We start from the raw sequence: 5,224 nt of genomic DNA, 5'->3' as shown, positions 1-5,224 counted from the left end.
GGCTGGTGTGCTGATTGCTAAAATAGTGCGAAAAATATTTTCCTGCAAGTTTTGTAACTTGTTAACTAATAAATGTTTCTATTAACCCAAAAATTCTCCATGAATTGCTGCAAAAATAGCAATCGTAATTTATGCCGACACGGATACAGTGGAAGCAATGGGGAAAGTATCAAATGCATTTATGTTGGCACTCGAAGCAGTTGAAAACGGTGACGACCTAAAGATTATTTTCGAAGGTGCCGGAACCAAATGGATTGGTGAACTGGAAAAGGAAGACCATAAAATGCATGCGTTGTATGCCAGTCTGAAAGACAAAATAACCGGTGTGTGCCATTATTGTGCAGAAGCTTTTGGTGTAAAAACAAAAGTAGAAAAAGCTGGAGTTCCTCTACTTTCAGAATTTAAAAAACACTCTAGTTTACGCAGCCTTTTTGCTGATGGGTATAGTGTTATAAACTTTTAATGGAAAAAATTTAAAAAAATTGTCAGGAAAGCAAAAAGCTCCGACAATAAATGTGAATTACAATTTTTAAGTTAAATAATAAAATTTAAGAAATCATGAAAAACGTAAAAACAATTCTTGCGAGCGTGGCTTTTATCATGCTGGTTTCCGTTTCTGCCTTTGCAGCTAATGGTTCTAAAGTAATTGCAGTGGTAAATAAAGCAGAATGGTGTCCGGTGTGCCAGAAAAATGGTATGCGTGCTATGGAAACCTTCAAGGCCAATAATAAGGACATGGCCATTCAGTTTGTGGACAATGACCTGACAAATGATAAAACAAAAGCGGAATCGGCGAAAGCGTTAAAAAAAGTTGGGCTGGAAAAGGCAATGGCCAAATACAATGGAACAGGTATGGTGTATTTCTTCGATGCTGATTCTAAAGAATTAATCACTCAGATAAGTGTAGCCAAAAGCAACAATGAGCTGGCCCAGGCAATGAAAACCGCTGAAAAGGCTGCAAATTAAAAATTTAAGAAAGTTAAATGAAAGGCGGAATCAACAGTTCCGCCTTTTTAATAAAAAAAGTTATGGCTAAAGAATTAACAAAAGACAACTTTGATGAAATTGTGCTTAGATCGGAACAACCCGTTTTGGTAGATTTTTGGGCACAATGGTGTGGCCCATGCAAAGCTATTGGGCCAATAATTGAAGAACTTAACTATGAGTTCAACGGCAATGTTTTGGTTGGCAAAGTTGATGTGGACACCAATCAGGAACTTGCTGTGAAATTCGGAATAATGAATATTCCTACCGTCCTGTTTTTCAAAAACGGACAGGTTGTGGACAAATTAAAAGGTGCAGCTCCTAAAAGAGAGTTTGTAAAAAAACTTGAAGGCCTTTTATCGTAAACCTTAAACAAATAGCCAAAATGAAAACATTAACAACTCTTTTGTCTTTACTTGTGTCATTATCGGGATTTTCACAAATATACAACCCGGTAAAATGGGAATTAAAAGCAGAACGTTTTGCCCCTGATTCAGCCCTTATCACGGTTAATGCTGATGTTGACAAAGGATGGCACATATACAGTCAGGTACAAGACAAAAGTGAAGGTCCGGTACCCACTACATTTGAATTTGAACACAATTCGGCCTACGAACTTGTAGGACAAACTGAAGAACCGACGCCCATTACAAAAAAAGAACCTGCATTTAATAATGCTGAAGTTTCTTTTTTTGAAGGAAAAACAACGTTTAGCCAAAAAATTGCATTGCAAACCAGCGACAGTTTGCAAATTACAATGAAAGCTACTTTTATGGCCTGCAGCGACGAAATGTGCCTCCCTCCCGACACACGTGAATTTACTGTTACAGTTGAAAAAGGACCGGCATTTGTCGCTGCTTCCCCTGATGCCGGTTCATTTATGCCCGAAGGGAGCAACCTGGGTATCTGGGCAATCTTTTTTGCAGGGTTTGCCGGCGGATTATTAGCACTGCTTACACCCTGTGTTTTTCCAATGCTTCCTTTAACCGTAAGTTTTTTTACCAAACAAAGTAAAACACGTGCAAAGGGAATTCGCAACGCGTTGATTTATGCAGCATCTATTATTATTATTTATGTTTCGCTTGGGCTGGCTATTACTTTTTCGCTGGGGCCTGATGCGCTGAATGCATTAGCCAGTAACGGAATAATGAATTTCGCTTTTTTTCTGATTTTTGTAGTTTTTGCCTTGTCGTTTTTCGGGGCTTTCGAAATTACACTTCCAGCCAAATGGCTGAACGCATCGGATAAAGCTGCCGACAAAGGCGGATTAATTGGTATCTTTTTTATGGCGTTTACATTATCGTTGGTGTCGTTTTCCTGCACCGGGCCAATAATAGGGAGCTTGCTGGTACAAGCCGCTGTAAATGGTAACGTAATTGGTCCTGCCATTGGAATGCTTGGTTTTGCCATCGCTCTTGCACTTCCTTTTGCTTTGTTTGCGGCATTCCCCGGATGGTTAAATTCATTACCAAAATCGGGAGGCTGGCTGAATTCTGTAAAAGTAATCCTTGGGTTTATTGAACTTGCTTTTGCATTGAAATTTTTATCGGCTGTTGACCTGGCTTACCACTGGGGAATTCTTACGCGCGAAGTGTTTATAGCGCTTTGGATAGTGATTTTCAGTTTGCTTGGGTTTTACCTGCTGGGAAAGATTCGCCTGCCACACGACAGCGAACAAAAGAAAACTTCCATTCAAGGTCTGGTCGGTAGCATACTCGTTTTTGGCCTGGTAGTTTATATGATTCCGGGAATGTGGGGTGCACCGCTAAAACTGATAAGTGGGTTCCCTCCTCCTTCGTTTTACAATGAAGGGTGGAGTCTGCAAAATGCATCAACCTCCGTTACAAATAATTCAGAACAAACAACTAATGTGGCTAAAATTGCCGATAATGAATTCCATTGCCCTTTCGGACTCAATTGTTTTCACGATTACAAGAAAGGAATGGCTTATGCCCAAAAGGTTAACAAACCGGTTATACTCGATTTTACCGGATGGAGCTGTGTAAACTGCCGCAAAATGGAAGATAATGTCTGGAGTGATAAAAACGTTCTATCGCTGCTTAGAAACGATTACGTGTTGATTTCTCTTTATGTGGATGACAAAACAATTCTGCCTGAGAAAGAGCAATATATTTCTGAAACAACCAATCGCAAGGTGAAAACCATTGGCAATAAATGGAGCGATTTTCAGGCCACACATTTTAAGACAAATGCCCAACCCTTTTATGTGCTGATTGGCCATGACGGACAAATGCTGGCAAAACCAAAAGGATATAATACAAGCATTGAAGGATACATTGATTTCCTGAATAAAGGGTTGAAAAATTTTGAAAAGGGAAGTTAATTTTTTTGAAAATTTGACAGGTTAATGTCAGGTTAAAAAAAATACACGACTGTTATCTCAAAATATCAAATAGAAAAAATACGGCAAATGATAGCAAATGAAAATCTGTTACAGTTAAGAGGTTTATCTTCGAACATAAAAAATGAACATTTCCTGACATAGACTGAGGTTCTTTTGGGCACTGCCGTTGGAAACGATTAATTTTAGTATATTATGAAAGCAATATGGAACGGCAAAGTGATAGCCGAAAGTAACGACATTGTCAACGTGGAGGGAAATGCCTATTTTCCGGTAGAATCAGTTAAAAAGGAGTTTTTGAAAGAAAGTAAAACCCAAACAGTATGCCACTGGAAGGGAACTGCATCATATTATACTGTTGAGGTGGATGGAAAACTAAATTCTGATGCTGCCTGGTACTACCCCGAGCCGTCAGAATTGGCAAAAAGCATTAAAAAACGGGTGGCCTTTTGGAAAGGTGTGCAGGTGGTGAAAGATTGATAGTGATTATAATGAAATACAAATATTAATATGTTTATTGAAAAAAATACAGCAGAATTAAAAGGACTTATTCAATTTAAAAATGTAAAAGTTATCGATGTTCGGACTGTTGATGCTTACAATGGTTGGCAACTCAATGGAGAAAAACGCGGTGGCCACATTGCCGGGGCAAAAAGCCTTCCGGCTAAATGGCTGAATTATATAGATTGGATTGAAATAGTTCGGCATAAGGGCATTCTGCCCAAAAATGAAATTGTCGTTTATGGGTACTCTGTTGAAGATAGCAATAAAGTAGCAGAACGATTTATAAAATCTGGCTATTCAAAAGTTTCTGTCTATAATCAATTTGTAAATGAATGGGCTGCTAACCCAGATTTACCCATGCAGAAACTTGAACGGTACAAAAACCTCGTTTCGCCTGAATGGGTGAATAATTTGATTTCAGAAAGAAGACCGGCCGAATACCATAATAATAAATTTGTAATTGCTCACGCTCACTACCGCAATCGCGATGCTTACCTGAGCGGCCACATTCCCGGGGCCATCGATATTAATACCAATGATTTGGAATCGGAAGAAACCTGGAACCGCCGTTCACCGAAAGAATTGAAAAAAGCACTGGAAGAACTTGGAATTACTGCTAACACCACCGTGGTTTTATATGGAAAATACATGAACCCCGACAACGACGACGAATTTCCGGGCAGCGCTGCGGGCGACATTGGCGCCATCCGCAATGCATTTATCATGATGTACGCAGGAGTGAAAGATGTCAGGATATTAAATGGCGGTTTTCAGTCGTGGCAGGATGCCGGTTTTGAAACTTCATTTATCGATGAACCCAAAAAACAAGTGACCGATTTTGGTGTTTCTATTCCGCAAAAACCTGAACTGGCTGTCGATACGCCCGAAGCAAAAGAGATGCTGGCCTCACCCAAAGCCGAACTGGTTTGCGTGCGTAGTTGGCTTGAATACATTGGTGAAGTGAGTGGCTATAACTATATCGAGGCAAAGGGTCGTATTCCCGGAGCCGTATTTGCCGATTGCGGCTCCGATGCCTATCACATGGAAAATTACCGTAATGTTGACCACACCACGCGCGAGTTTCATGAAATTGCAGAAATTTGGGAAAAGAATGGCATTACACCCGATAAACATTTGGCCTTCTACTGTGGTACGGGTTGGCGCGGAAGTGAAGCATGGTTTAATGCCTGGCTGATGGGCTGGCCGCGTGTTTCTGTTTACGACGGTGGTTGGTTTGAATGGAGCAACGACCCAAATAATCCTTATGAGACCGGAGTGCCTGAAGAAAAAATCGCGCAAAGTCGCTAAGCCGCCAAGAGAGAAAAAAATATCAAATTATGACTGAAAACGAGATTGCAAAGATTATTGTGAATT

General features: G+C 40.1%; 6 protein-coding genes. All 6 read left to right on the top strand.

What is annotated here, in order from left to right:
• Nucleotides 1-103 precede the first annotated feature (103 nt).
• The 6 genes from ACTCNA_RS17520 to ACTCNA_RS17495 all read left to right on the top strand — a co-directional run bounded on the left by ACTCNA_RS17520 (nucleotide 104) and on the right by ACTCNA_RS17495 (nucleotide 5,158).
• Nucleotides 104-463 carry a DsrE family protein gene (locus tag ACTCNA_RS17520; protein WP_462949233.1) on the top strand — a complete coding sequence of 120 codons (360 nt, stop codon included), beginning with the start codon at nucleotides 104-106 and terminating at the stop codon, nucleotides 461-463.
• Between the two features lie 95 nt (nucleotides 464-558).
• Nucleotides 559-966, top strand: a complete 408-nt coding sequence (locus ACTCNA_RS17515) for a hypothetical protein (protein WP_462949232.1) — start codon at nucleotides 559-561, stop codon at nucleotides 964-966.
• Between the two features lie 62 nt (nucleotides 967-1,028).
• Nucleotides 1,029-1,349, top strand: a complete 321-nt coding sequence (trxA, locus tag ACTCNA_RS17510; protein WP_462949231.1) for a thioredoxin — start codon at nucleotides 1,029-1,031, stop codon at nucleotides 1,347-1,349.
• A 20-nt stretch (nucleotides 1,350-1,369) separates the two neighbouring features.
• Complete coding sequence (locus ACTCNA_RS17505; protein ID WP_462949230.1) at nucleotides 1,370-3,328, top strand: protein-disulfide reductase DsbD family protein; 1,959 nt, start codon at nucleotides 1,370-1,372, stop codon at nucleotides 3,326-3,328.
• A 213-nt stretch (nucleotides 3,329-3,541) separates the two neighbouring features.
• Nucleotides 3,542-3,826 carry a DUF427 domain-containing protein gene (locus ACTCNA_RS17500; protein WP_462949229.1) on the top strand — a complete coding sequence of 95 codons (285 nt, stop codon included), beginning with the start codon at nucleotides 3,542-3,544 and terminating at the stop codon, nucleotides 3,824-3,826.
• Nucleotides 3,827-3,856: 30 nt separating this feature from the next.
• The gene (locus ACTCNA_RS17495) at nucleotides 3,857-5,158 is read left to right on the top strand and encodes a rhodanese-like domain-containing protein (RefSeq protein ID WP_462949228.1); all 1,302 of its coding nucleotides are present in this window, start codon (nucleotides 3,857-3,859) and stop codon (nucleotides 5,156-5,158) included.
• Nucleotides 5,159-5,224 lie beyond the last annotated feature (66 nt).

The sequence above is a fragment of the Tangfeifania sp. genome (genome assembly GCF_055108615.1).
This window is presented reverse-complemented; position numbering and strand designations above follow the sequence as displayed.

Coding starts and splice junctions, on each gene's coding strand:
- ACTCNA_RS17500 (WP_462949229.1), top strand. CDS start 3,542: ATGAAAGCAATATGGAACGGCAAAGTGATAGCCGAAAGTAACGACATT.
- ACTCNA_RS17495 (WP_462949228.1), top strand. CDS start 3,857: ATGTTTATTGAAAAAAATACAGCAGAATTAAAAGGACTTATTCAATTT.
- ACTCNA_RS17505 (WP_462949230.1), top strand. CDS start 1,370: ATGAAAACATTAACAACTCTTTTGTCTTTACTTGTGTCATTATCGGGA.
- trxA (WP_462949231.1), top strand. CDS start 1,029: ATGGCTAAAGAATTAACAAAAGACAACTTTGATGAAATTGTGCTTAGA.
- ACTCNA_RS17515 (WP_462949232.1), top strand. CDS start 559: ATGAAAAACGTAAAAACAATTCTTGCGAGCGTGGCTTTTATCATGCTG.